The 24912-nt window shown below is 73.4% G+C and carries 22 protein-coding genes and 1 pseudogene; 12 read left to right on the plus strand and 11 right to left on the minus strand.

Annotated features, from left to right (window positions below):
- Window positions 1-9: 9 nt before the first annotated feature.
- The 5 genes and pseudogenes from IF04_RS39450 to IF04_RS0100640 all read right to left on the minus strand — a co-directional run bounded on the left by IF04_RS39450 (window position 10) and on the right by IF04_RS0100640 (window position 6632).
- A pseudogene (locus IF04_RS39450) lies at window positions 10-1943 on the minus strand (ABC transporter permease/substrate-binding protein).
- Window positions 1933-3519 carry a sugar ABC transporter ATP-binding protein gene (locus IF04_RS0100625; protein ID WP_030249183.1) on the minus strand — a complete coding sequence of 529 codons (1587 nt, stop codon included), beginning with the start codon at window positions 3517-3519 and terminating at the stop codon, window positions 1933-1935. The pseudogene IF04_RS39450 and the gene IF04_RS0100625 overlap by 11 nt, the downstream one beginning before the upstream one ends.
- Window positions 3516-4571 (minus strand): LacI family DNA-binding transcriptional regulator, encoded by a 1056-nt coding sequence (locus IF04_RS0100630; protein WP_051830534.1) that lies wholly within the window; start codon window positions 4569-4571, stop codon window positions 3516-3518. The genes IF04_RS0100625 and IF04_RS0100630 overlap by 4 nt, the downstream gene beginning before the upstream one ends.
- Before the next feature lie 266 nt (window positions 4572-4837).
- Complete coding sequence (locus tag IF04_RS0100635) at window positions 4838-5266, minus strand: organic hydroperoxide resistance protein (RefSeq protein WP_030249189.1); 429 nt, start codon at window positions 5264-5266, stop codon at window positions 4838-4840.
- A gap of 346 nt (window positions 5267-5612) precedes the next feature.
- Entirely contained in the window at window positions 5613-6632 is a 1020-nt protein-coding gene (locus IF04_RS0100640; protein WP_030249192.1) for an NADP-dependent oxidoreductase, read from the minus strand.
- A gap of 96 nt (window positions 6633-6728) precedes the next feature.
- Here IF04_RS0100640 and IF04_RS0100645 point away from each other — a divergent pair, with 96 nt between their 5' ends.
- Together IF04_RS0100645 and IF04_RS0100650 are read left to right on the plus strand one after the other, a co-directional pair.
- Window positions 6729-7226, plus strand: coding sequence for a MarR family winged helix-turn-helix transcriptional regulator (locus IF04_RS0100645; protein WP_051830535.1), 498 nt, complete (start codon window positions 6729-6731; stop codon window positions 7224-7226).
- A gap of 4 nt (window positions 7227-7230) precedes the next feature.
- Window positions 7231-7854 carry a mycothiol-dependent nitroreductase Rv2466c family protein gene (locus tag IF04_RS0100650; protein WP_030249197.1) on the plus strand — a complete coding sequence of 208 codons (624 nt, stop codon included), beginning with the start codon at window positions 7231-7233 and terminating at the stop codon, window positions 7852-7854.
- A 78-nt stretch (window positions 7855-7932) separates the two neighbouring features.
- On the opposite strand, the gene IF04_RS38990 is transcribed toward IF04_RS0100650, so the two are convergent.
- Window positions 7933-8079, minus strand: coding sequence for a hypothetical protein (locus IF04_RS38990; RefSeq protein ID WP_169746102.1), 147 nt, complete (start codon window positions 8077-8079; stop codon window positions 7933-7935).
- 270 nt (window positions 8080-8349) lie between these two features.
- On the opposite strand from IF04_RS38990, the gene pgfA reads away from it, so the two are divergent.
- The 10 genes from pgfA (at window position 8350) to IF04_RS0100705 (ending at window position 21086) form a co-directional block, all read left to right on the plus strand.
- Window positions 8350-9384 carry a cell envelope lipid trafficking protein PgfA gene (gene pgfA / locus IF04_RS0100660; protein WP_037957911.1) on the plus strand — a complete coding sequence of 345 codons (1035 nt, stop codon included), beginning with the start codon at window positions 8350-8352 and terminating at the stop codon, window positions 9382-9384.
- Window positions 9385-9490: 106 nt separating this feature from the next.
- A complete protein-coding gene (locus IF04_RS0100665; protein WP_030249203.1) occupies window positions 9491-10675 on the plus strand; it encodes a glycosyltransferase family 4 protein in 1185 nt (394 codons plus the stop codon).
- A gap of 7 nt (window positions 10676-10682) precedes the next feature.
- Window positions 10683-11408: a class I SAM-dependent methyltransferase gene (locus IF04_RS0100670; RefSeq protein WP_030249205.1), complete on the plus strand. Its 726-nt coding sequence runs from the start codon at window positions 10683-10685 to the stop codon at window positions 11406-11408.
- Window positions 11405-15940 (plus strand): alpha-(1->3)-arabinofuranosyltransferase domain-containing protein, encoded by a 4536-nt coding sequence (locus IF04_RS0100675; RefSeq protein ID WP_078599688.1) that lies wholly within the window; start codon window positions 11405-11407, stop codon window positions 15938-15940. The genes IF04_RS0100670 and IF04_RS0100675 overlap by 4 nt, the downstream gene beginning before the upstream one ends.
- On the plus strand, window positions 15937-17364 hold the full coding sequence (locus tag IF04_RS0100680) for a condensation protein (protein WP_245654229.1): 1428 nt from the start codon (window positions 15937-15939) through the stop codon (window positions 17362-17364). Before IF04_RS0100675 ends, IF04_RS0100680 begins: the two co-directional genes overlap by 4 nt.
- Window positions 17361-18113 carry a class I SAM-dependent methyltransferase gene (locus tag IF04_RS0100685; RefSeq protein ID WP_030249211.1) on the plus strand — a complete coding sequence of 251 codons (753 nt, stop codon included), beginning with the start codon at window positions 17361-17363 and terminating at the stop codon, window positions 18111-18113. The genes IF04_RS0100680 and IF04_RS0100685 overlap by 4 nt, the downstream gene beginning before the upstream one ends.
- Before the next feature lie 89 nt (window positions 18114-18202).
- Window positions 18203-18463 carry a Trm112 family protein gene (locus IF04_RS0100690; RefSeq protein ID WP_030249212.1) on the plus strand — a complete coding sequence of 87 codons (261 nt, stop codon included), beginning with the start codon at window positions 18203-18205 and terminating at the stop codon, window positions 18461-18463.
- Window positions 18460-19293: an FkbM family methyltransferase gene (locus tag IF04_RS0100695; RefSeq protein ID WP_037957916.1), complete on the plus strand. Its 834-nt coding sequence runs from the start codon at window positions 18460-18462 to the stop codon at window positions 19291-19293. Before IF04_RS0100690 ends, IF04_RS0100695 begins: the two co-directional genes overlap by 4 nt.
- Window positions 19277-19924, plus strand: a complete 648-nt coding sequence (locus tag IF04_RS0100700) for a hypothetical protein (protein WP_245654230.1) — start codon at window positions 19277-19279, stop codon at window positions 19922-19924. Before IF04_RS0100695 ends, IF04_RS0100700 begins: the two co-directional genes overlap by 17 nt.
- Before the next feature lie 130 nt (window positions 19925-20054).
- The gene (locus tag IF04_RS0100705; protein ID WP_030249218.1) at window positions 20055-21086 is read left to right on the plus strand and encodes a rod shape-determining protein; all 1032 of its coding nucleotides are present in this window, start codon (window positions 20055-20057) and stop codon (window positions 21084-21086) included.
- Between the two features lie 86 nt (window positions 21087-21172).
- On the opposite strand, the gene IF04_RS0100710 is transcribed toward IF04_RS0100705, so the two are convergent.
- The 5 genes from IF04_RS0100710 to paaI all read right to left on the minus strand — a co-directional run bounded on the left by IF04_RS0100710 (window position 21173) and on the right by paaI (window position 24831).
- Window positions 21173-21769: a histidine phosphatase family protein gene (locus IF04_RS0100710; RefSeq protein ID WP_030249220.1), complete on the minus strand. Its 597-nt coding sequence runs from the start codon at window positions 21767-21769 to the stop codon at window positions 21173-21175.
- Entirely contained in the window at window positions 21762-22145 is a 384-nt protein-coding gene (gene trxA / locus IF04_RS0100715; protein WP_030249222.1) for a thioredoxin, read from the minus strand. Before trxA ends, IF04_RS0100710 begins: the two co-directional genes overlap by 8 nt.
- A gap of 267 nt (window positions 22146-22412) precedes the next feature.
- On the minus strand, window positions 22413-23030 hold the full coding sequence (locus tag IF04_RS0100720) for a TetR/AcrR family transcriptional regulator (protein ID WP_030249225.1): 618 nt from the start codon (window positions 23028-23030) through the stop codon (window positions 22413-22415).
- 68 nt (window positions 23031-23098) lie between these two features.
- Window positions 23099-24448, minus strand: coding sequence for a phenylacetate--CoA ligase PaaK (gene paaK, locus IF04_RS0100725; RefSeq protein WP_030249228.1), 1350 nt, complete (start codon window positions 24446-24448; stop codon window positions 23099-23101).
- A gap of 5 nt (window positions 24449-24453) precedes the next feature.
- A complete protein-coding gene (gene paaI, locus IF04_RS0100730) occupies window positions 24454-24831 on the minus strand; it encodes a hydroxyphenylacetyl-CoA thioesterase PaaI (RefSeq protein ID WP_037958059.1) in 378 nt (125 codons plus the stop codon).
- Window positions 24832-24912 lie beyond the last annotated feature (81 nt).

The following is a 24912-nucleotide window of genomic DNA, read 5'->3' on the forward strand; positions in this document are numbered from 1 at the left end:
GCGCCGCGGTCATCCCTCGTACCGTGCCGCGTTCTTCTGCGTCACCAGTACCACCGGCACCTTCACCTGCTTCGGCAGCGGCTGGTGCCGGGCGGCCTTGAGCGCCCAGTCCACGGCCTGCTTGCCGAGCAGCTTCGGCTGCTGCGCGACGGTCGCCGTCAGCGTCCCATTCCGTACCGCCTTGACGCCGTCCGGCGTGCCGTCGAAGGCCACGACCTTGACTGCCTTGCCCGACTTCGCGCCGAGCGCCTTCGACGCGCCGAGCGCCATCTCGTCGTTGGCGGCGAAGACGCCGGCGATGTCGCGGTGCGCCTGGAGCATATTGGACATCACGTCCATGCCCTTGGTGCGGTCGAAGTCGGCGGGCTGCCGCGCGACGACCTGGATACCGGGGTACTTCTTGATGCCCTCCTCGAAGCCCTGGCCGCGCTCGCGCGCCGCCGAGGTGCCCGGCTGGCCTTCGAGGAACGCCACCTTGCCCTTGCCGCCGAGCGATTCGGCGAGCGTCTTCGCGGCGAGCCGGCCGCCCGCGACGTTGTCGGAGGCGATGGTCGAGCCGACCTTTCCGCCGTTGACGCCGCGGTCCAGGGAGATGACGGGGACGTCCGCGCGGTTGGCGACGCCGACGGCCGGTACGGCGGCGTCGGAGTCGACCGGGTTGATGATCGCGGCCTTGACGTTCTGGCTGGTGAACGTCTCCATCTGGTTGATCTGCTGGGTGGGGTCGTTCTGCGCGTCGGTGATGTTGATCTTCAGTCCGCGCGCCTCGGCCTCGGCCTGCGCGCCTTCCTTGATACCCACGAAGAACGGGTTGTTCATGGTCGACAGGGCGAGGCCGAGGTCGGTGTTCCCGCCGCGGTCGCAGCCACTGAGGGCGAGGGCCGCCAGTACCGAAGCCGTCGCGGCAAGGGCGCCCGTGCGCATCCGCCGCCCCCTCACCGCGCGCTCCGCCGCCGCAGCGTGTCCAGCAGGACCGCGAGGGCGATGACCAGGCCGGTGGCGACCTGCTGCCAGAACGCGGAGACGCTCAGCAGGTTCAGGCCGTTGCGCAGCACCGCGAGGATCAGCGCGCCGATGAGCGTGCCGGACGCCTTGCCGGAGCCGCCGGAGAGGCTGGCGCCGCCGATGACGACGGCCGCGATGGCGTCCAGTTCGTAACCGGTGGCGGCCTGCGGCTGGGCGGAGGTGAGCCGCGCCGCGAGGACGATGCCCGCGACGGCGGCGAACAGCCCGGACAGCGCGTAGATGACGAGCTTGCGCTGCTTGACGTTGATACCGGAGAGCCGGGCGGCCTCCTCGTTGCCGCCGATGGCGAACATCGCGCGGCCGGTGTACGTGCGGGCCAGTATCAGCGCCGCGATCAGCCCCATCACGATCATGACGAGCACGGGCACCGGCAGCCAGCCGCCGAGCGTGTCGCCGAGCTTGCTGATCGAGGCGGGGAACGCGATCGGCGAGCCGCCGGATATCACCAGCGCGAGGCCGCGGCCGACGGACAGCATCGCGAGCGTGGCGATGAAGGCGGGCAGCTTGCCGTACGCGACGAGCGCGCCGGAGAGCAGGCCCGCCGCCGCGCCGACCACCAGCCCGAGCAGTACGGCGACGATCACCGGCAGGCCCTCGGTGGTGGCCGCCCAGGCGACGACCGTCGCCGAGAGGGCCGCGACCGAGCCGACGGACAGGTCGATGCCGGCCGAGACGATCACGAAGGTGACGCCGAAGGCCAGGATCGCGGTGACCGACGCCTGCACGCCGACGTTGAGGAGGTTCTGCCCGTTCAGGAAGTCCCTGGAGAGCACCGCCATCACCACGACCAGCGCGATCAGGCCGCCCAGCGGCCCGTTCCGCAGCACCGCGCGGGAGAACCACGGCCCGAAACCGTCCCGGTCCGGTGCCTCACCCACCGCCTCGGCGGCGGCTCCCGTCTTCACCTCAGCGGACATCGGAGCCCTCCATCGCGCTCTCGTCGTTGTTCGTCGTGCTCTCGGGGGCGGCCTGGAGCGCCAGCTCCATCACCGCGTCCTGGGTGGCCTCGGCGGCCGACAGCTCACCGGCCAGCCGGCCCTGGGACATCACCAGCACCCGGTCGCTCATGCCGAGCACCTCGGGCAGATCGCTGGAGATCATCAGGACGGCCCGGCCGGACGCCGTCAGTTCGTTGATCAGCTGGTAGATCTCGACCTTCGCGCCGACGTCGATGCCGCGCGTCGGCTCGTCGAGGATCAGCAGCCGGGTGTCGGTCAGCAGCCACTTGCCGATGACGATCTTCTGCTGATTGCCGCCGGAGAGGGTGCGGGCGCTCTGCCCGAGCCCACTCATCCGTACCTTCAACTGGCCCGCCACCCGGGCCGCCTCGCGCCGCTGCGCACCGCGGTCCACCAGGCCACCGCGGGTGTCCCGGTCCAGCCGGGCGAGGGTGAGGTTGTCCTGCAGCGAGGCGTCCAGTACGAGCCCTTGGCCCTTGCGGTCCTCGGGCACCAGCCCGAGCCCGGCACGCATGGCGGCACGCACGTCGCCGCGGGCCAGCTCCGTACCGTCGATCTCGACCGTGCCGGCGTCGTAGGCATCCACGCCGAAGATCGCCCGGGCGACCTCGGTACGGCCCGCGCCCACCAGCCCGGCGAGGCCGACGACCTCCCCGGCCCGCACCTCGAAGCCGACGTCCTGGAACACCGGCAGGCCCTTGGGGCCGTTACGGGTCAGCCCGCGCACCCGCAGCAGGGGCGCGCCCGGCTCCTCGGGGCGCTGCCGCGGGTACTGCTCGGCGATGTCCCGGCCGACCATGAGGCGGATCAGCTCGTCCTCGTCGGTGGACGCGGGCACCTCGTCGACGGACCGGCCGTCGCGCAGCACGGTGACCCGGTCGCCGAGCGCGCCGATCTCCTCCAGATGGTGGGTGATGAAGATGATGCCGACGCCGGACTCGCGCAGCTCGCGGACGAGCCCGAAGAGCGTGTCCACCTCCTCGGAGGTGAGAACGGCTGTGGGCTCATCCATGATCAGTATTCGCGCTTCAAGACTCAGTGCCTTGGCGATTTCGACCATCTGGAGCCGGGCGATGCCCAGTTCGGCGACGGGCGTGTTCGGGGAGACGTCCAGCCGTACCCGCTTCAGCAGTTCGGCGGCGCGGGCCCGCATGGTCTTCCTGTCGACCAGGCCGAGCGCGGTGCGCGGCTGCCGGCCGAGGAAGATGTTCTCGGCGACGGTGAGACCGGGGACGAGGTTGAACTCCTGGTAGATGGTGGCGATGCCGAGCCGTTCGGCGTCCTGGGCCGAGCGGATGGCGACTTCGTCGCCGCCGACCACGATGCGCCCCGTATCCGGGCGGTGCGCGCCGGAGAGCATCTTGATCAGGGTGCTCTTGCCCGCGCCGTTCTCGCCGAGGAGTACGTGTACCTCGCCGGCGCGCAGGCTCATGTCCACGCCGTCCAGGGCGCGCACACCGGGGAACGACTTCGTCACCCCCTCCACGCGCAGCAGTTCGCGGCCGCCCGGAACGTCGTCGTTGACGCCGGTCATGCGCTGCCCCTCTCGTTGTCGTGATGACCTCGGTCGTGGTGGCTTCGGTGGCTGTGGGGGCCGGCCTCGCCGCAGGAGCGGCGCGGTACGAGGCGGGCCGGGAGCAGTACGGACTCGGCCGGCCTGCCCTCGATCCGCTCCAGCAGGGTGTGCACGGCAGCCCGGCCCAGCTCGCGGGTGGGCTGCGCGATGGCGGTCAGCGGCGGGTCGGTGTGCCGGAACCACGGCACGTCGTCGTAGACCACCAGCGCCACGTCGTCCGGTACGCGCAGACCGCGCGCCCGGATCTCGTCCATCGCCCCGAGCGCCATCAGGTTGTCCGTGGCGAGCACCGCGTCCGGCGGCTCGGGGAGGTCCAGGAAGCCGCGCATGACCCGGCGGCCGCCGGTGGGCTGGAGGTCGGGCGTGGAGCCGACCCGCTCGTCGGGCAGCTCGATGCCGTACGGGCGCAGCGCCTCCCGGAAGAACCGCAGCCGGTCCGCGCCGGTGCGGGTGCCGGCCGGCGCGACGATGATCGCGGGGCGGCGGCGGCCGAGCGCGGCGAAGTGCGCGGCGAGGTCGGCCAGCGCCGCCCGGCCGTCGGCCCGTACGCAGGGCACGTCGAGCCCGTCGACGGCGCGATCGAGCAGGACCAGCGGGGTACCGGCCGCGGCGATCTCGCGCAGTACGGGCGAACCGGTGCCGGCCGAGCTGACCAGCAGGCCGTCGATCCGCCGGTCGATGAGCGTACGGATGTGGTCGTCCTGCTGCTGCGGGCTCTCGCCGGCGTTGCCGATGACCAGGCTGTAGCCGAGGCTGCGGGCCTCGTCCTCCACGGCGTCGGCAAGTTCGGTGAAGAACGGGTTGGTGAGGTCGCCGATGAGCAGACCGAGCGCGCCGGTACGGGCGGTGCGCAGGGCGCGGGCGACGTTGTTGGGCCGGTAGCCGAGCTCGGCGACGGCGGCGAGCACGCGGTCGCGGGTGGCCGCGACGGGCGAGAGGCCGTTGAGCACGCGGGAGACGGTGGCCACGGAGACGCCGGCCCGCTCGGCAACGTCCTTGATGTTCGCCATGGCGCCCTCGCCCTCCCGCTCTCGTCCAGTTGTCGCGTGTAATCGATTACTCGCGTTGCAGTGGGGCTACGTAATCGATTACACGGGCGTGGCGTCAAGGTTTCGTAAGTGTCGGCTGCGTCACATGAGGCTGAGGGTGGGGGCTGCCGTGCTGGGCGAAAACGGCGAGCGGTGCGGGCGGGAACGGGGCCGCTGTGCAGACGGCGAAGGGCCGCACCCCGGCGGGGGTGCGGCCCTTCTTGCGGCGTGCGCCGCATCGTCACGGGTCAGGCGACGGTCAGCGCGACCTCGATGTTGCCGCGGGTGGCGTTCGAGTACGGGCAGACCTGGTGCGCCTTCTCCACCAGCGCCTTCGCGGTGTCCGCGTCGACGTTCGGTATCGAGGCCGAGATCTCGACCTTGAGGCCGAAGCCGCCGGCCGGGGTCTTGCCTATGCCGACCTTGGCGGTCACCTGCGAGCCGGAGACGTCCGCCTTCTCCTGGCGGGCCACGACGCTCAGCGCGCCCTGGAAGCAGGCGCTGTACCCGGCGGCGAAAAGCTGCTCGGGGTTGGTGCCGGCGCCGCTGCCGCCCTGCTCCTTGGGCGGGTTGACGACGACGTCGAGCTTGCCGTCGTCGGAGGCGACACGGCCGTCACGGCCGTTCTCCGCCGTGGCGACAGCGGTGTAGACGACGTCGACGGGCTGGATGGACATACGGATTCCTCCTGTACGTACGCCGCGACTCGCGCCCACGATCGCGGCGGCTTGCCCCCGAGCCTAACGGGCGGCCACAAGGGGGCCGCGAGCAAGGGGGCTTGACGATTTCCTCAGCCACCGGTAGGGCGATGGCGATCTCCGGCAGCCGCCGGCTACGGAGGCGACCCCCGCAGCCGGCAGGGCAACGGCATCTCCCGCCGCTGCCGGTGGAGCGAGCCGCAGTGATCTCCCGCGGCTGCCGACAGCGCGAAGGGATCCTCCGTAGCTGCCGGCAGCGCGACGGCATCTCCGGCGGCTGCCGGTAGAGCGAGCCGCAGTGATCTCCCGCGGCTGCCGTGGCGTGTCAGGCGGGCAGGCTGACGACCATCTTGCCGGTGTTCTCGCCGCGGAGGAGGCCGAGGAACGCCTCGACGCCGTTCTCGATGCCCTCCACGAACGTCTCGCGGTACTTGAGCTCGCCGGACCGCACCCAGGCGGAGACCTCCTCGACGAACTGCGGCTGGAGGTCATAGTGATCGCCGACGAGCAGGCCCTCCATGCGGAAGCGCTTGGCGATGATCTGCGCCAGATTGCGCGGGGCCGGGGTCGGCTCGGTCGCGTTGTACTGGGAGATCATGCCGCAGACGGCGATGCGGCCGTGCAGGTTCAGCGCCGCGATGGCCGCCTCCAGGTGGTCCCCGCCGACGTTGTCGAAGTAGACGTCGATGCCGTCGGGCGCGGCCTCCTTGAGCTGGTCCTTCACCGGGCCGTTCTTGTAGTTGAACGCCGCGTCGAAGCCGTACTCCTCCAGGAGGACCTTGACCTTCTCGTCCGAACCGGCCGAGCCGATCACCCGGGACGCGCCCTTGAGCTTGGCGATCTGGCCGACCTGACCGCCGACCGCACCCGCAGCGCCGGAGACGAAGACCGCGTCGCCCTCCTTGAAGTCCGCGACCCGGAGCAGACCCGCGTAGGCGGTCAGCCCGGGCATGCCCAGGACGCCGAGGTAGGTGCTCAGCGGGGCGGCCTCGGGGTCGACCTTCACTGCGGACTTCGCGTTGACCGTGGCGTACTGGCGCCAGCCGAGGAAGTGCAGGACGTGGTCGCCGACCTCGAAGCCGTCGGCGTTGGAGGCGATGACCTCGCCGACCGCGCCGCCCTGCATGGGCTTGTCCAGCTCGAACGGCTCGACGTACGACTTCGCCGTGCTCATGCGGCCGCGCATGTACGGGTCGACGGAGAAGTGGATGTTACGGACCAGGACCTGGCCCTCGCCGGGCTCGGCGACCGGCGCCTCACGCAGGGCGAAGTCGGCCGGGGTCGGCCAGCCCTGCGGGCGGGCGACGAGGTGCCATTCGCGGCCGGTCGTGGGGAGTGCAGACATGCCCGGAGCCTCCTGATGCAGCAGATGCTTCATGTACTGAAACAACCATGCTCCTCAATATTTCACGTTGTCAAGCAACCCGGTATCCTCATCCGTATGACGCCTCGCACCGACCCGTTGACCCTCGAGGTCGTGGAACTGATCGGCACCGTCGTCGCCCGTTACCACGAGGAGTACGAGCACGCGGCGGCCGAGCATGCGCTCACGGGTGCCCAGGCCCGGGTGCTGGGACTCCTCGCGCGCGAGCCGCTGCCCATGCGCCGCATCGCGCAGCGCCTGAAGTGCGAGCCGTCGAACGTCACGGGGATCGTGGACCGCCTGGAGTCCCGCGGCCTGGTCGAGCGCCGCCCCGACCCGGCCGACCGCCGCGTGAAGCTCGCCGCGCCGACCGAGGCGGGCCGGAGCACGGCGGAGGAGCTGCGCGCCGCGCTCGGCTTCGCGCGCGAGCCGCTGGGCGGCCTGACGTTCGCCGAGCGGACGGTGCTCAAGGAGCTGCTGCGACGGATGCTGGGGATGGACGCCGACGACGTCACGGACGACACGGCGGGTGCTGCCGGTACCGACCCCGGAGAGGGCGCCGCGCCTCTACGGTGAGGCCATGAGTACCGAAAACAGCCGCACCGCCGTCGATTTCTACTTCGACCCGCTCTGCCCCTTCGCCTGGATCTCCTCCCGCTGGATCCTGGAAGTGGAGCGCCACCGCGACCTGGACCTGCGCTTCCGGGTCATGAGCCTGGCCGTCCTGAACGAAGGCCGCGAGGACCTCCCGGAGCAGTACAAAGAGCTGCTCGAACGGGGCTGGGGCCCGGTCCGCGTCTGCATCGCCGCGGCCCAGCAGCGCGGCGAGGAGGTGCTGCGCGACCTGTACACCGCGCTCGGCACGCGCATCCACAACGAGGGCCGCGGCGAGGAGCTGGACGCCGTGATCGCGGAGGCGCTGGCCGAGGTGGGGCTCCCCGCCGAGCTGGCCGAGGCGGCCCGCAGCACCGCGTACGACAAGGCGCTGCGCGCGAGCCACCACGAAGGCATGGACCCGGTCGGCTACGAGGTCGGCACGCCCACGATCCACATCGACGGCGTGGCCTTCTTCGGCCCCGTACTGTCCGCGATCCCGCGCGGCGAGGAGGCGGTACGGGTCTTCGACGGCGCCCGCCTGCTCGCCGGTTACGACAAGTTCTTCGAGCTGAAGCGGACACGCACCGGGGACCTGGACTTCAGCTGACCCGAAGGGCGTGCGCGGCAGGCGCCCCGTAAGTGCAGCGCCGCTCGCCGCCCCGGGGCGGGCGGCGTCCTCACTCCCTTACCCGCCGGTCCGCTCAAAGGTGACCAGCGGGACGTTCGGCTGCTCCGGGGTGGCGTGCAGCACGGCGACGGCGCCGAGGCCCGCGCCGACGGCCAGCGCGGCGGCGGCCAGACAGGTCAGGGCGGCGGCGAGCAGTCGTGGCATGGCGCGGCGGCCCCTTCGTCGTCGTACCTCACCGCCGTGTGCGGCGCCCAGAGTCTCGGCGGGCGCTGACGGGGTGTCAAGGCGCGCCTACTGCGCCCGGCCCAGGGCCGGGTACGACCGCCGGTACGGTTTCGGCCCGCTTCCGTGCCCGTTCGGCCCACCTCCGGGCACCGGCGCCCGGCCCGGCAGGCGCGCCGCTACGGTGTGCCGCTCGGAGCCCGGCACGGGCTCTCAGGGAGTGCCCCGCGCCTGCCTCACAGGAGTGCCCGTATGCGGAAGACTGCCTCACCCCTGTCGCTGGCCCTGCTCGGCAGCGGCGTGTTCCTGCTGGTCCTGGCGGCGATGCTGACCTGGTACGTCGAGCCGCGGACGAAGCGGACCCCCGTGGACGTCGACGTCACCACGGTGCTCACCGGGACCGGGCGCTACTTCGAGACCGAGGACCTGGAGACCAGAAAGGGCCGTCTCACGATCACCCGGCACGTGCTCGGTGACGTGGCGGACAGCGAGCGCACCGGACGGGCCGTCTGGGACGTGTCCACGACCATCGATACGCCGCGGACGCTGCGCCTGAAGGACCCGCGCAAGGCGCTCCTGTGGACCACCGGACGCTGGGTCACCGACCGGCGAACGAACGAACCGGTGCACTGCTGTGCCGAGTCCCCCACGCGCTACGAGGGCGAGGCGTACCTGAAGTTCCCCTTCGATGTGCAGCGGCGCACCTACCGGTGGTGGGACGACACGCTCCAGGAGGCGGTGCCGCTGCGGTACTCCGGGACGCGGCGGGTGGCGGGGTACCGGGGCTACGTCTTCACCGGTTCGGTGCCGGCGGCCAGGACCGGCACGCGTCAGGTGCCGGGCAAGTTCGTGGGCCGGCCGCGGCAGCCGCAGATCCAGGCCGAGGAGTGGTACGCCAACGCCGGGATCCGGCTGGTCGTCGACCCGCTGACCGGCCGGATCATCGACGCGGTGACCTCGCCGCGCAGGACGCTGCGGCCGCCCGGCGGGCAGCGGGACGTGGTCACGCTGCTGGACGCCCACCGGCTGCGCTTCACGCCCGCCACCCGCCGGGCCCAGGCGGCCCTGGCGGACGCGGACGCCACGAAGCGGGAGCTGGCCGCTGAGACGGTTCCGCAGTGGGCGGCCCGGGCGGGCGGCGTCCTGGCCCTGGCGGGCGCGGTGCTGGTCGCCATCGGGCGGCGGCCGCGGCCGGAAGCTGCCCGTCGTGCGGACGAACCGGAGGGCGCGGGGCCGGAGTTCGTCGCTCCGGTGTCCGGCCAGGAGGAAGGACGCGGCGCGCACTGACCACCCTCGGGCCACCGGCGCTTTCCGGTCGGCTCATTCCGCACGGCTCAGTACGCAGCACGTCCCCCACCCTGGGTACCGCACCCTGAGACGAGTGGGAGCGCAGATGCCCCAGCACGTGCCACCGCTGCCCCACGCCCCTGCCCTGGAGCCTGTAAGCCCCTGGCGCGAGCCACTGCGCCCGCACGCCCGCAGACCGCCCCGTACGGCGCCACAGCCCGTTCCGCGCCGCATCGTCTTCCTCGCCCGCCGGGACCTCGGCAACCCCGCTGCGGGCGGCTCCGAACTGCTCGTCGACCGCCTCGCCGGCGGGCTCACCGCCCTGGGCCACGAGGTCACCCTGCTGTGCGGCGGACCGGTCGCACACCGCGGCTACCGGGTGGTCTCGGCGGGCGGCGACGTGAGCCACTTCCTGCGTGCCCGCGGCCGGTTCGCCCGCCGGGTCGGCGGCTGCGACCTGCTGGTGGAGGTCTGCAACGGTATGCCGTACCTGGCGCCCCTCTGGCACAGCGGCCCGACCCTGTGCCTGGTCAACCACGTCCACACCGACCTGTGGGGGCTGCGCTGCCCGGCCCCCGCCGCCTTCCTGGGCCGCCGTCTGGAGCGGTGGGCGCTGGCCGGCACCCACCGCGGCAACCTGATGGTCGCGGTCTCCGGGTCGACCGCCGAGGCGCTGCACGGCCTCGGTGTGCCGCGGGACCGTGTCCGGCTGGTCCACAACGGCGTCGAGCAGCCGGGTCCGCTGCTCCCGAAGTCCCCCGAACCGCTGTTCCTGGCCATGGGCAGACTCGTCGAGTACAAGCGAATCGGCCTGCTCCTGCGGCTGTGGGAGCGGGTACGGCCGGTCACCGGGGGCCGCCTGGTCATCGTCGGGGACGGGCCCGAGCGGCGCCGCCTGGAGGCCCTGGCGGGCCCCGGCGTCCGCTTCACGGGCCGCGTCACCGAGCGGGAGAAACACGAGCTGCTCTGCCGTTCCTGGCTGTTGCTGCACCCCTCGCTGGTCGAGGGGTGGGGCCTGGTGGTCATGGAGGCCGCGGCCCGGCGCACCCCGGCCGTCGGCTTCGACATACCGGGCCTGCGCGACTCCGTACTGGACGGGGTGTCGGGGCTGCTCGCACGGGGGGAGAGCGCGTTCGCCGCCCACTGGTGCGCGCTCGCCTTCAGCCCGGAGCGCCGCCACGCGCTGGGCCGTGCGGCCGAGTTGCGCGCCGCACGCTTCCGGTGGAGCGCCACGGTCCGCAGCTTCCGCGCGGTGGCCGCGGAGGCCGCGTACACGGCACGGGGACGGTGAAGCGGCGGTGCGCGATCCTTCCCTGCGCAGGTCCCTCGCCCTCCTCCGCGCCTTCCGGCACGAGCAGACCGACCCCGAGGGCTGTTACGGGCTGCTCGCCCGGGACGCGGCCGACCAGCTCGAACGGTACGCGCCGCTGGCCGGGGCCGTGGTGGCCGATGTCGGTGGCGGTGCGGGGCACTTCACCCAGGAGTTCCGCCGTCGCGGCGCGCTCGCGGTGCTCCTCGAACCGGACCCGGCCGAACTGTATGCGCGCGGCGCGCCGCCAGAAGGCGCGGTGCGCGCCGACGGCTACCTGCTGCCGCTCGCGGACGGCGCCGCGGACATCTGCTTCTCCTCCAACGTCCTCGAACACGTCGCCGACCCGCGTACCTTCCTCAGCGAGATGGTGCGGGTCACCCGCCCCGATGGGCTGATCTACGTCGCCTTCACCAACTGGCTGTCCCCCTGGGGCGGCCACGAGACGGCGCCCTGGCACTACCTGGGCGCGCGCCGGGCCCGCGACCGCTACCGGCGGCGCACCGGGCGCAGCCCCAAGCACGTCCTCGGTGAGAACCTCTTCGCTCTCCATGTCGGGCCCACGCTGCGCCAGGTACGGGCCCGCCGGGACATCGAGGTGCTCGCCGCACGGTCCCGCTATGCGCCGTTCCTGGCCGGCGCCGTCGCCCGCCTGCCCGGCGTGCGCGAGGTCGCCACCTGGAACCTCCTTCTCATACTCCGGCGGTTGCCATGACCCAGACGCTCGCCACCTCGCGCTCTCCGGGCTCTCCCGACCCGGGAAGCACCCCGACGCCCGCGCCCGAGGGGCCGCCACCGGAGCGGCCACGGCGGCGGAGCTGGCTGCCGACCTTCTGGGCGGCCGCCTTCGTCGCCTTCCTGGCGCCGTCGCCGGGCCGGATGACCTTCGAGACCAAGCTCGGCGTGGCGCTGGCCCCGTGGCGGTTCCTCGTCGACCTCGGGGACCTGTGGCACGACCGGGCCGGGTTCGGCGGCCTCGCCGACCAGTACATCGGCTACGCCTTCCCGATGCTCCCGTACTACGCGCTGGCCGACCTGGCACACCTGCCGGTCTGGATCGCCGAACGGCTGTGGCTGTCCCTGGTGGTGACCACCGCCTTCTGGGGTGCACTGCGGCTGGCCGAGCGTCTGAAGGTGGGCAGCCCGCCGTCCCGGTTGCTGGGCGCCGCCACGTATGCGCTGTGGCCCGCCTTCACCATCGTCATCGGCTCCACGTCCGCGGCCGCGCTGCCGGGCGCGGTCCTCCCGTGGGTCCTGCTGCCGCTGGCGGACCCGAGCCGCACCGCGCGCCTGGCGGCGGCCCGTTCGGCGCTGCTGATCCCCTTCATGGGCGGCGTCAACGCGGCCTGCACGCTCGCCGCGCTGCTGCCCGCGCTGCTGTACGTGCTCACCCGTACCGGCTCCCGGAGGTGGCGGCTCCTGGCGTGGTGGCTGCCGGGCGTGGTGCTTGCCACTGCATGGTGGTCGATACCGCTGCTCCTTCTGGGCCTGCACGGCGAGAACTTCATGCCGTACATCGAGCAGGCCGACACCACCACCGCCACCATGTCGGCCACCGAACTGCTGCGCGGCGCCGGCAACTGGGTCGCGTACCTGAACTTCGGCGAGCCCTGGCTGCCGGCCGGCTGGACGCTGGCCGCCGGGGCCTTCACGGTGCTCGGCACCGCGCTCGTCGCCGCGCTGGGCCTGGCCGGGCTCGCCCGCCGGGACCTGCCCGAGCGGCGCTGGCTGCTGCTGACCGTGCTGGCCGTCGTGGCGGTCACGCTGGCCGGGTACGGGGGCGCGCTGGGCGGCCCGCTGCACGAGCAGGTGCGCGCCTGGCTGGACGGGCCGCTGCAGCCGTTCCGCAACGTCTACAAGTTCGCGCCCGGCCTCGCCCTCGCGCTGGCGTACGGGCTGGCGCACCTCACGGGCGCGGCATACGGGCCGCGCGAGCGCCGTCCGGTACGCGGCGGCCGCTGGTACGTGCCCCTGATCGTCGCGTTCCTGCTGCTCCCGGCCCTCGCCCTGCCCTACCTGAACGGCACGGTCCTGCAGTCCGGCGCCTTCACGCGACTGCCCGCCCACTGGCAGCGCACCGCCGACTGGCTGAAGGAGCACAGCCCCGACGACCGCGCGCTGGTCGTCCCGGCCACCGCGCACGGCCTGTACACCTGGGGCTCCCCCATCGACCAGCCGCTGGACGTGCTCGCCGAATCCCGGTGGGCGCAGCGCGACTTCGTCCCCTTCGGGACGAAGGGATCGCGGCGCACGATGGACGCCGTCGAGCAGGCCCTGATGACCGGCACCGAAGTGCCGGGCCTGCGCAACTTCCTCAGCAGGGCGGGGCTGTACCACGTGGTGGTGCGCAACGACCTGGACCCCGACCAGATCGGGTACGTCCCCCCGCAGACCGTCCGGCGCACCCTCGTGGCCTCCGGCTACCGCAAGGTGGCCTCCTTCGGGCCGCTGACCACCAGTGGCCGGATCGCGGCCGGCACCCCGGTCCAGGTGCAGGGGCTGTACCCGAGGCAGCGCGCGGTGGAGATCTACGAGCCGGTGGGCACCCCGCGCCCCGGGCCCGTCACCGTAAAGGCCGCGGCCGACACCGCACAGCTCAGCGGCGGCCCCGAAGCGCTGCTGCAGTTCGCCGCCGATCCCCGGCTGCGCGACCGGCCGGCCGTACTGACCGGCGACGCGCACCCCGGTGTCGACACCCCGGCACTCCAGCTCACCGGTGACGGCCTGCGCCGCACCGATACCCGCTTCGGCCTGGTCAACACCAACACGTCCTACACGTACACCGCCGGCGAGCGGAACGGCCCGGACAGCGTGCAGGACCCCGGCCGCCCGCCGCGCCAGATCCTGCCCACCCGCGGCATCGAGCACCAGACCACCGCCGTGCTGCGCGGCGCCCGAACGGTCACCGCGTCCTCCAGCGGCAGCTGGCTCTTCCACCTCCCCCAATACGACCCGGTGCACGCCTTCGACGGCGACCCGGACACCGCCTGGGCGGAGGGCAGCGCGGGCAACCCGGTGGGTCAGTGGCTGCGGATCGCCTTCAGCCGCCCCGTGGACGTCCCCGCGACGCTCTCCCTCACCCCGCTGCCCGGGGACGGACTGCGCGCCGCTCCCACGGCCGTACGCGTCACCACGGACCGCGGCAGCGCTGTCAGCCAGCTGCGCACCGACGGACGGCGACAGTCGGTCAAGGCACCGCCGGGGCGGGCGAAGTGGCTGAAGGTCACCCTCGTGGGGGCGGAACAGCCGCGCCCCGGGGTCTCCGGCGCGGGCATCTCGGAGCTGGACATCCCCGGCGTCCGGGTCACCCGGTTCCTCCGGCTCCCCGCGGACTCCACGTACCCCGACGCGCCCGCCACCACGTACGCGCTGCACCGGGGCAGCGACCCCGGCGGGCTCGCCCCGGGCGCGGCGGAGACCGGGCTGCACCGCCAGTTCCGTACCGGTGCCGACGGCTCGTACCGGGTCTCCGCCGAGGCGCTGGCGGTCCCCGGCCGCGCCCTGGACGCGCTGCTCACGAAGACCGCGCCCGAACAGCGCCGCCGGATCACCGTCACCGCCGACTCCACCAGCACCACAGGGCAGTCGCTCAGCCCGCGCAACCTCGTGGACGGTGATCTGACCACCGCCTGGATCGCCGGGGACAAACCCACGGTCCATCTGCGCTGGCCGGGCAAGAAGAAGATCGACACCATCGTGCTGGGCGCCGCCGGCGGCATCTCTGCGCGCCCCGAACAGGTCCGGATCAACTCGCCCCACGGGGCGGCCACCGCCGGGGTCGACGAGAACGGCACGGCCCGCTTCGACCCGATCACCACCGACCGCCTCGACATCACTGTCTCCCGGGTCGCGCCGCTGACCCTGCACAACCCCGTCGCCGGACAGCCGCTCCAACTGCCCGTGGGGCTCAGCGAGATCTACGTCCCGGCCCTCAAGAAGTACCGCACCCCGCCGCCCAAAGAGGGCGCGCGCTTCTCGCTGCCCTGTGGCCGGGGCCCGGACCTCACCATCGACGGCATCGCGTACGCCACCAAGTCCTCCGGTCTGATCCGCGACCTCGTGGAGCGCCGCCCCGTCAAGGTCGAGCTGTGCCGTGCGGAGGGCGGCCGGGTCGCCCTGCCCGCCGGGCGGCACCGTGTCGAGGCCGGCGACGACGGGCCGCTCGTGCTGACCGACGTGACGCTCCGCCGCGGCACCGCGGCACCGACGGCCGTCGCGCCGCGCCGGGTCATCGCGGGCGCGGACTGGTCGGGCGACAGCCGGGACGCCTACGTGGGCCCCGGTCGCGCGGTCTACCTCCAGACGTACGAGAACGCCAACGAGGGCTGGCGCGCCACCCTGGACGGCCGCCCGCTCACCCCGCTGCGGGTGGACGGCTGGCAGCAGGCGTTCCTGATTCCGCCCGGCGGGGGCGGCACGGTCCACCTGTACTACGCGCCCGCCGCGCAGTACCGGATGGGGCTGATCCTCGGGGCCGTCGGCGTGCTCCTGGTGGCGGCGTGTGCGCTGGTACGGCAGCGCAAGAGGGCGGGCGAGACGCCGGTACCGGTGGCGCCGCCCGCGCCCTCCTGGGTGCTTGGCGTCGTCGTGCTCACCGCCGTACTGGCACTGGCCACCGGACCGTACGCAGCGGCCGTACCGGTGCTCGCGGTGCTCGCCCGCGTCCGTCCGGGCGTCCTCGCGCCGCTCGCTTTCCTCTCGATGGCGGCGGCCGGCGTCGTGGCGTCCTTCGGGGCGGGCCTCCCGGCCGCGCTCGGCCGCGGCCCGTTCAGCGCCCCGGCCCAGGCCCTCGCTCTGCTCGCCCTGACGGCGGCGCTGGTGACGGTGCCACCGGGACGGCTGTGGCCGGCGTCGTGGCGACTGCGACGCAAGCGGCCGGCACCGGAGGAGGGACCGGCCGAGGAAGGCGCGGCCGAGGGGGGAGCCGCTGAGGAGGGCGCACCCGCCCAGGAACCGGCCCCCACGCGGCCGCTCCCGGCCGACGGCGGCGCCCCGCAGGGCTCCGAGGACGACACGGCGGTCCTGCCACCCGTACCGGCGAAGGAACCGCCTCCGGAGACGAAGACACCGCCTCCCGAAGAGCGGACGGCCCATCCCGAGGAGGAGACGCCCCCTCCCGAGGAGCGGACACCGCCCCGCCAGGAGGGGACGCCGCGGCCTCCGCTGCCGCGCCGGAAGAAGCGCGACAGCGAGCCGGACGGCAGCACGCCACGCGAGGAGAAGGACGGGGAGGAACCCAGCCCATGACCCCCATGACCCCAATGCCCGCCATGGCCCCCAAGACGCCCCTGCACCCGCCCAGGGCGCCGCACACCGCCGTTCCACCTCCCCATCCCCCGGTCCCCTTCTCCCTCGTGGACGAGATCTCCCGGCACTGCGCCCAGGAGGCCGAGCCGGAGACCGTGCACGTGGAGGTGCACCTGCCGGGAATCGTGGACCACCCGCGGCTGCGCGCCGCCTTCGGGCGGGCACTGGCGCGGCACCCGAGGGCGCTGCTGCGGCAGGCCCCCGTGCGCTGGTGGCACCGGCGCTACGTATGGGAGCCGACCGGCGCGCCGGGCCCGGCTCCGGTGTCCTTCTCCGGGGCGGACCCGGGGGCGCTGCGCCGCGCCCGGGAACGGGCACTTGCCGAGTGCCCGCCCCTGGACGCGGGCCCGCCCGTACGCCTGGCGGTGATCGAACAGGCCACCGCTACGGGCACCGGCACCGTACTGCTCCTCACCGCCCACCACACCGCGCTGGACGCCCCGTCCTGCCTGCGCCTGCTGGCGACCACCGCCGAGCTGTACGGCGGCGCGGCCAACTCGCCCGCGCCGCCTCCCGTACGCGCCCCGGAGCCTGCCGCCCGACGCACCCGGAGGAGCGGCGCAGCACCCGTAAGCACCGCGCTGCGCCCTCCGGCCCGCATCACCCCCGCCCGTGCCGGCACGGCCCCCGGCAACGGCAACGGCATGGTGCTGACCGAACTTCCCATACCGGACCGCCCGCCCCGCACCCCCGGGACGGCCCGGCCCGCGTACACGGTCAACGACCAACTCCTCGTGGCCGCCTTCCTGATGGTGACCCGCTGGAACCGCCTGCACGGCACCCGCGCCGCTCCCGTGGTGCTCACCATGCCGGTCGACGACCGGCCGCGCGGTACCGGGATGCCGCTCGGCAACGGGACCCGGCTGGTCTCCGTGCGCTTCGGACCGGCGGACCTCCGGGACGCGGCACCGGCCGCCGCCTCGGGGCCGCCGGACCCGGCGGCGGTCGCCCGGCTGCTGCGCCGCACCGCGGCCCGCACCCGCGCCCTCAAGGACACGCCGGGCCGCCAACTGGGGCTCGCGGGCGCCGCCCTGACCGCCCCCGTGCTGCCGGTCGGCATACGGGCCGCCGTCACCCGCCGCGCGCGAGCCGCCGCCGCGCCCTGGACCTCCACCGCCTTGCTCTCCAACATCGGCCGGGTGCCGTACCCGTTCGACTTCGGTGACGCGGGCCGGGCCACCGGGGTGTGGTTCTCGGCGCCGGCCCGCATGCCACGCGGGCTGTCGCTCGCCACCGTCTCCGTCGGCGGCCGGATCCAGCTCACCCTGCGCTGGTCCCGGACGCTGCTGGACGACGCGGCGGGCGCCGCCCTGTGTGCGCTCTTCGGGGAGTCGTTGGCGGCGACCTCCTGGAGGAGCGCATGACTACGACAGGCGCACGGCACGGCCCCGGGGGCCTGCGGTACTTCTACGAGAGCCCGTTGGTGCCCGTCGCGTCCGGGGCCGAACGGGCACGGCGGCAGGCGCTGATGCTCGCGCGGGCGCTCGGCCCGGCCGACGACAGGCGGCCCCCGGCCACGGTCCTCGATGTCGGCTGCGGCGACGGATCGGCGGCGGCCACCGCCGCGCCGTACCTGTCCGGTCACCGCCTCGTGGGCGTCGACTGGTCACAGGACGCGCTGCGCCGCGCGGCGACGCGCATCCCGTATGCCGTGCGCGGCGAACTCACCGGTGCCGGGCTGCCCTTCGGGGACGGCGTGGCCGACGCAGTGCTCTTCAGCGAGGTCATCGAGCACCTCCTGGACCCCGACGCCGCCCTCGACGAGTTGCACCGCGTCCTGCGTCCGGGCGGCCATCTGCTGCTCTCCACGCCCAACCTCGCCGCCTGGTACAACCGCGGCCTGCTGCTGGCCGGCGTGCAGCCGGTGTTCTCGGAGGTGAGCCTGCGCGGCATTCACGGCCGCCCGGGCAGCCAGGTCGTCGGCCATCTGCGGCTCTACACCGCCCGTGCGCTGCGCGGTTTCCTGACGGCTGCCGGGTTCGAGGTCGTCCGGATGGCGGGGGCGCCGTACCACGATGTGCCGCGCCCGCTGCGGCCGCTGGACCGGGCGGCCTGCCGCGTACCGTCGCTGGCGTCCATCCTGCTGGTGCACGCCCGTCGGGCGGGGCGCTAGCCGTGCCGCGCGCGCCGTGGACCGGCACCCGCCGGCGAACGGCGGCCGGCGCCGTCCCGCCACCGCAACTCGTACGAGGGAGCTGGTACATGAAGCCGGACGATCCGCTGCTGCGCATACTCGCCTGTCCGCTCGACAAGGGACCGCTGGCCCTGATCGCCGAGGAGGGCGTGCTCTACAACCCCCGGCTGCGCCGCCGCTATCCGATCCTGGACGGCGTGCCGCAGTTACTGCCCACTTCGGGGGAGCAGGTCTCCCCCGAAGAGCACGAGCGGCTGCTGTCCCGTATGCAAGCGGCGGGCGGGGCACACGGTGCGGCGGGCGCCTCCGAAGGCGGGGCCCGGCCGTGACGCTCGCCGCGCGGTTCGCCCCGCACCTCCCCCCGCGGCTGGTCTCCGCCGCCGCGACGCTGCTCTACCCGCGCTTCGAGCCCGAGCTGCGCCGGCTCTCCGACTTCTGCCGGCCCGGCGGCACCGCCGTGGACGTGGGCGGCTGGTACGGGCCCTGGGCGCGGCATCTGGCGCGCCGCGCCGACCGGGTCGTCACCCTGGAGCCGGTGCCGCACCTGGCGCGGCTCCTGACGGCCGTGACGCCCGACAACGTCGAGGTGGTGCGGGCCGCGGCCGGCGACCGCTCGGGGACCGCCACGCTGTGGCTGGCCTCCGGAGGGCGCGGCGACCGCGGCGTCTCCTCACTGGTGCGCCGCCGGCTGCACCGCAGCGCCCTGGAGGTGCGCTGCGTGGCCCTGGACGATCTGGAGCTGTCCGACGTGACGATCATCAAGATCGATGTGGACGGCGCCGAACCGGAGGTGCTGCGCGGCGCCGAACGCACCGTCGAGCGGTACCGGCCCGCCCTCTTCGTGGAACTGGAGACCCGTATCCAGCCGCTCGGCCCGGTCCTGGAGTGGATCGCCGCGCGCGACTACAGAGGCTGGGTGCTGCCCGGGGACCGCTGGCTCCCCTTGGCCGCCTTCGACCTCCCGGGGCATCAGGCCCGCACGTCCTATGTGGCCGAGCACGGGCTGCTGCGCCGCACCCTGGTGCCGCACCGCCGCTACGTCAACTCCGTGCTCTTCCTGCCGCGCGGCCGCGGCCCCGGTGACCCCACGTACCGTACGAATCCGGCCGCCACCCGCCCCGTACTGCGCGACGATGTGCGGCATGAGCCCTACGGATGAGCCCGGAACCCCACGCGAGCCGCGGAGCCGGCTGCAGGAGCCCGCAGGAGGGCCGCAGGGGCCGCTCGGCGTGCCGGGCCGGCTCGGCTTCCAGCTGGTCCTGCTGCGCCGGATGGCGGACCACCAGCCGGGCCTGGTGGAGGACGCGCTGCGCACTCTGGGCGTGACCCGCCCGGAGATGCGCGAGGCCAACCGCCGCTGGCAGGCGATGAGCCGCTCGCCCCGGTCGCGCGGCGCCCTGCAGCGGTACCGCTCGGTCCTGGGCCCTCCGGAGACCGACACCGCCCGCCGGGTGGGCGACCTGACGTGCCGGGCGCTGACCTGGCCGGTACCTCTCTGGCCCGGTCTGTGCTTCGAGGTGCTGGCCGCACCCGGGGGCGCGGTGTGGAACGAGTGGCTGGTCCGCGCACCGGGTGCGTCGGGTCCGGTACTCCGTACGGCCGACGACCTGGTGCCGTGGTCCTGCACCGTCGACGAGGTCGCACGCGCGTTCCCCCCGGCCCGCCCGATGGAGGGCTCGGCGCCCACCCGCTGGCGGCTGGCTTTCACCGCTCCGGACACCCCCTCCGGCCGCCCCGAGCCACGGGTCGCGGAGTTCACCTGGGGCCTGCTGCAACGGCTGCTGGACTGACCCGGAGCACGGCGCGGCGCCACTCGCACGGCCCCGTTCAGCGGGCAGCCGGACGCGTACGGCAGAAGGATGACGGTCGAGAGGTGTGCTGCCGCTCCTGCCCCTATCGGCCCACCCGCGGAGGAATCCCATGACCACCAGCGTTGGGCAGCTGCGTCGTTGCTCGGTCGCCGTCGACCTCGGCGCGGCGCGCACCCGGGTGTACGTGAAGAACCACGGCCTGATCGTGGACGAACCGACCGTCACAGCCGTCAACAGCCGTACCGGCGCGCTCATAGCCGTCGGCGGCCGCGCCGAGTACATGGCGGGCCGGACCCCCGACCACATCCGGGTGGTCCGCCCGGTCTGCCACGGCACCATCGTGGACATCGAGATGGCCCAACGGCTGCTGCGACAGCTCGTGGGCGACAAACTGCGCCGCGCGTGGCGGCGCAAACCCACCATGCGGGCGGCGGTCTGCCTGCCCGCCGGGAGCGAGCCGCTGACCCAGCGGGCCGCCGTGGAGACGCTCACCGGGCTCGGCGCCCGGCGGGTGGAACTGGTCGACACGATGGTGGCCGCCGCCGTCGGCTGCGGACTGCCGGTCGAACAGCCGGAAGCGACGATGATCGTGGTCTGCGGAGCAGGCACGACACAGGTCGCCGTGTTGTCCCTCGGGTCCATCGTGGCCTCCGAGACCGTCCCCGTAGGCGGCGAGGCCGTCGACCACGCCGTCGTACAGCATCTGCGGCTGCACCACGAGCTGATGGTGGCCAGCCAGAACATCCGTCCGCTGCACCTGGCGCTCGCCGGTGACGACGGCCCCGAAACGGCCCCGGTGGAGGTGCACGGCCGCGACGTGGCCAGCGGCGAGGCCCGCTGCGTCCTGGTGGAGCCCGAACGCGTACGGCGCGCCATCGCCGCCCGGCTCACGGGCGTCCTCGACGGCATCAGTGAGGTGCTGCGGCGCTGCCCGCCCGACCTGGTCGCCGACCTCGCCGAGCGCGGCATCATGCTGGCCGGCGGCAGCGCGCTGATCCCGGGCCTGGAGCCGATGATCCGGCAGGGCACGATGATGCCCGTCCAGGTGGCCGAGCGCCCGGACACCTGCGCCGTACAGGGGCTGGCCGCGATGATCGAGGGCCATGTCTCCCCTCTGGAGCTGGCGCCGCTGACCCCCTGAAGCGCGCACGGCCTCATACAGACGGCGGAGCCCGCGTGCCAGAAGGCGCGCGGGCTCCGTACGTATGCAGCGAGGGCCGGACCCCTTCAGGGGGTCCGGGTGTTCCAGGCCACCACCGCGGGGCGGTCGTGTTCCGTGCCGAGCACGCCGATCGCCCCCGTCTCGAAGGTGAACAGCGCGCCTGCGGACGCCGGCAGCCCCAGCTGCCGGGCCGCCAGCACGCGCAGGAAGTGCGCGTGCCCGACCAGCGCGACGTCCCCGTCGGCCGCGGCCCGGCGCGGCGCCAGCCGGGCCAGTACGCGGTCGGCGCGCGCCCCCACCTGCTCGGGCGTCTCGCCCGGGTGCCCCTCGGGGCCGGGGGCGACGCCGTCGGTGAACAGGAACCACTCGGGGCGGGTCCGGTGGATGTCCGCCGTGCGCACGCCTTCGTAGCCGCCGTAGTCCCACTCCACCAGGTCGCTGTCGACCTCGGCGTCGGTGAGACCGGCCAGCTCGGCGGTCCTGCGGGCCCGGATCATCGGGCTGACCAGCGTCAGCGCGACTTTCCGGGCGGCGAGCAGCGGGCCCAGTTCACGGGCCTGCTCGACGCCGCGCTCGGTGAGGGGAAGATCGGTCCAGCTGGTGTGCTGACCCGAACGGCTCCACTCCGTCTCACCGTGCCGGATCAGCAGGAGTTCACTCACCGCCGCCCTGCTGCTCCTTCTGGGCCTCCTCGACGGACGCGCGGACCTCGTCCATGTCCAGGTTGCGGGCCTGGCCGATGACGTCCTCCAGGGCCTCCTCGGGGAGCGCGCCCGGCTGCGAGAAGACCGCGATGTTGTCCCGGACGATCATCACCGTGGGGATCGACTGGATCTGGAAGGCCGCGGCCAGCTCCGGCTGCGCCTCGGTGTCGACCTTGGCGAAGATCAGGTCCTCGTGCTTCTCGGAGGACTTCTCGAAGACCGGCGAGAACTGCTTGCACGGACCGCACCACTCGGCCCAGAAGTCGATGAGGACGAAGTCGTTCCCGGAGACGATCTCGTCGAAGTTGTCCTTGGTGAGCTCTACCGTGCTCATGTGCTTTCCCTGCTTCCGGTCCGGTCGTCGGTGTTCAGCCGCGTCAACGGGAGACGCGGAGGGGCGTATTCCACCAGGGTGTCCCACATACCGTGCTCCGCATCCCGCGCCACGCGGCCGTCCGGCACCCCTGCCCACGTTGCGCCGTCCTAGACATACGCATTCGGCCCGATCGGGAAAGGGCCGACGCCCGGGCGTGTCGCGCCCCCGACACAGGGGGCGGCCCGTGCCGCAGCACCAGGTGGTGAGCGCCGCGCCCTGGGGTGGTCAGCCCCGCTGCACCCGTAGGCCGTCGAAGACCATCGTGGCCAGCGCGTCGGCCAGTGTCGGTACGGACAGCCCGCCGTCCGGGCGGTACCACTCGATCAAGGAATTGACCGTGCCGAACAGCAGCCGGCTGATCAGCCCCGGGTCGATGTCACCGCGTACCCCGCCCTCGGCCGCCGCCTGCCGCACCAGCTCCGCGACCCGGTGATCGAAGTCACGCCGCCGCTCCAGGGCCCGCTTCTCCGCCTCGCTGTTCCCGTGCACGCGCAGCAGCAGCGTCACGTAGGGCAGCTCGGCGGCCAGGGTCTCGACGCTGCGCCGTACGGTGTGCTCCAGGCGGGCCGTGGCGTCCGCGTGGTCGCCGCACGGCTCGTCGAGTACGGCGAAGAGCGCGTCCAGGGCCCGGCCGACGGCCAGGTCGAGCAGTTCTTCCTTGCCGGACACGTGGTGGTAGATGGAGGACTTGCTGATGCCCAGCCTGCGGGCCAGCTCCTCCATGCCGGTGCCGTCGTAACCGCGCTCATTGAACACCGCGACCGCGACCTCCACGAGGGAGTCGCGGTCGTAGGTGGTCCGGCCCTGCCGTGCCCCCGGGTTCCGGTCGGGTCGTCTGATCATGCCCTCACTGTGACACGGGGTGCGTCCCGGTACGGCCGGCGGGCGCCCCGTACCGGGGCGGGCGGGCATCAGCCCCGTTCGCGCACGTCCACGATGCGCTTGAGCTTGCCGACCGAGCGCTCCAGCGTCTCCGGGTCGACGATGTCGACGCTCACGGTCACCCCGACGCCGTCCTTGACGCCCTTGGCGATCGACGCCGCGGCCGCCGCACGGGCCTCCGTACCGGCATCGGCGCGCGCCTCGACCCGTACGGTCAGATGGTCCATCCGGCCGCGCCGGGAGAGCTGGAGCTGGAAGTGCGGGGCGACCCCGGGGGTGCGCAGCACGATCTCCTCGATCTGGGACGGGAAGAGGTTCACCCCGCGCAGGATGATCATGTCGTCGCAGCGCCCGGTGACCTTCTGGATGCGGCGGAAGTTCGGGCGGGCCGTGCCGGGCAGCAGCCGGGTGAGGTCGCGGGTGCGGTACCGGATGACCGGCAGCGCCTCCTTGGTCAGCGAGGTGAACGTCAGCTCGCCCTCCTCGCCGTCGGGCAGCGCCTCTCCGGTGACCGGGTCGACGACCTCGGGGAAGAAGTGGTCCTCCCAGACGTGCAGCCCGTCCTTGGTGTCCACGCACTCCTGTGCCACGCCCGGGCCGATGACCTCGGACAGGCCGTAGATGTCGACCGCGTGGATGTCCATCCGCTCCTCGATCTCACGGCGCATCTCCTCGGTCCACGGCTCGGCACCGAAGATGCCGATCTCCAGGGAGGTCGTACGGGGGTCGACGCCCTGCCGCTCGAACTCGTCGAGGAGGGTGAGCATGTACGAGGGCGTGACGAGGATGATCTCGGGCCGGAAGTCCTGGATGAGCTGGACCTGACGGGCGGTCATGCCGCCGGAGGCGGGGATCACCGTGCAGCCGGCCCGCTCGGCACCGTAGTGCGCGCCGAGTCCGCCGGTGAACAGGCCGTACCCGTAGGAGTTGTGGACCTTGTGGCCCGGGCGGCCGCCGGCCGCGCGGATCGAGCGGGCGAACACGTCCGCCCACATGTCCAGGTCGGCCTCGGTGTACCCGACGACGGTGGGGCGGCCCGTCGTTCCGCTGGAGGCGTGCAGGCGGCGGACGTCCGCCATGGGCACGGCGAACATCCCGAAGGGGTACGTGTCGCGCAGATCGGCCTTGGTGGTGAAGGGGAAGCGCGCCAGATCCGCCAGGCTGCGGCAGTCCTCGGGGCGGACGCCGGCCGCGTCGAACTTCTTGCGGTACAGCTCCACGTTGTCGTACGCGTGCCGCAGCGTGGCCTGAAGGTTCTTGAGCTGCTGTGCCCGCAGTTCGTCGCGGCTCAGCCGCTCGCCCGCGTCCAGGAGCTCGTCGGGGAGCGGGGTACCGGTCTTCCGGCGCTCGGCCGCCGCGGCCGTCGGATTGCTGACCATGCTGCTCATTCCTCCACACCTCGGATCACGCGGCTTCGCCCCCGGAACTCCGCGATGACTTCCCCGCCCCGCTGGACGCTCACGTCGTATATGCCGCTCCGCCCGTATCGCGTGCGCTCCTCGGCCCGCGCCAGGAGGACGTCGCCCTGCTTGGCCGGGGCCACGAAGGTCACGTCGGCGCCGGCGGCCACGGTCACCGGGCCGTGGCTGTTGCAGGCGCAGGCGAAGGCCGTGTCGGCGAGCAGGAAGAGGTAGCCGCCGTGGGCGATGCCGTGCCCGTTGACCATGGTTTCGCACACGGTCATGCGCAGCAGGGCCGACCCCTCGGCGGCCTCCAGCAGCTCGATGCCGAGCCGCTGCGACGCCTGGTCCGCGGCGAACATCCGCTGCGCGGAACCGGAGTTGTCCACAGGCCATCAACCACCCTTGCTGCCCGACCGAACATTCGGTTAGCGTTACGACGC

This window comes from Streptomyces violens, from assembly GCF_000717745.1.
In the GTDB taxonomy this organism is placed as follows: domain Bacteria; phylum Actinomycetota; class Actinomycetes; order Streptomycetales; family Streptomycetaceae; genus Streptomyces; species Streptomyces violens.